This is a genomic window from Sphingobium sp. MP9-4, from assembly GCF_005281675.1.
GTDB classification, from domain to species: domain Bacteria; phylum Pseudomonadota; class Alphaproteobacteria; order Sphingomonadales; family Sphingomonadaceae; genus Sphingobium; species Sphingobium yanoikuyae.
This window is the reverse complement of the sequence record NZ_LUFI01000010.1, coordinates 1-1,094: the sequence shown is the minus strand read 5'-3', so window position 1 is coordinate 1,094 and position 1,094 is coordinate 1. Positions and strand designations below refer to the sequence as shown.

General features: G+C 59.0%; 1 pseudogene. It reads right to left on the bottom strand.

From position 1 onward, the window contains the following. Nucleotides 1-132: 132 nt before the first annotated feature. Nucleotides 133-893, bottom strand: a pseudogene (locus A0U87_RS02780) (IS5 family transposase). Nucleotides 894-1,094: the final 201 nt, after the last annotated feature.

The window sequence follows — 1,094 nt, the reverse complement described above, 5'->3', positions numbered from 1 at the left end:
CTCAAGCCGCGCCATCTGGTCGTCCGTCAGCCAATACAGGTCACTCAATTCCAGTCTCCTCACGGAGCATGAATCAGATCGCAACGCCCATATCAATGGATCCTGACCCTAACCTCCTAGCGCGTAGACTCATTACGCACTGCACCAGATGCGCACGCAGATGAGCTTGATGGCTGCGAGGAAGTTGGCAGGGTCTTTGTCATAGCGGGTGGCGATGCCCCGGAACTGCTTGATGCGGTTGAAGAATCGTTCGACGAGGTTTCGCTGTTTGTAGAGCCACGGCGAGAAGGCGAAGGGTTGCTTGCGGTTGGATCGATTGGGAATGTTGGCCCAAACGTTTCTGGCAGCAGCGGCCTGACGGATGGCGTTGCTGTCATATCCTTTGTCCCCCAGCAGGGTTGCGCCCTCGGGAATGGCCTCAATCAGCGCTTCGGCTTCACAGGCATCATGGACTTGCCCGCCGGTCAGTCTCAGGCCGACAGGGCGTCCGTCAGCATCGACAAGAGCATGGAGTTTGCTGGTGAGACCGCCCCGGGAACGTCCCATGCCACGATCGCAGCTTCCCCCTTTTTGCCCGTCGCACCATTCTGGTGGACGCGCATGCAGGTGGAATCGATCATCACCAGTTCACCATTATATCCGGCGGAAACCGCTGCCAGAAGCCGGTCCCAGACCCCGGCTTTGCGCCAGCGGACAAACCGGTTGTAGCAGGTCGTCGAGGGGCCGTAGCGCTCGGGCACTTCGGCCCACGTCGCTCCTGAGCGAAAGCGCCACATAATCCCGTTGAGAACCCGGCGATCATCCACCCGCGCCACGCCCCGTGGTTTGTTGGGCAGCAACGGCTCGATAATCGCCCATTCCCGATCTGTCAGTTCGTACCGCCGCCGTGCCATCAAGCCCTCCAACTCTCGAGGCCTCTGAATCACGTCAATCGCCAATCCTCAAGGCTTTTATGAGTTTACGGCCTAGGAAGCGAGAAGCGCCTCACGTGTGAATCGGCGTGCAAAAAGAACCCCGTTAGCGGGGTGATCGGCGTCTAAAAGGGACCCCTCATTTCGATAGCTTACACAGTCGCGTGGAAGTTCATGCGGCGA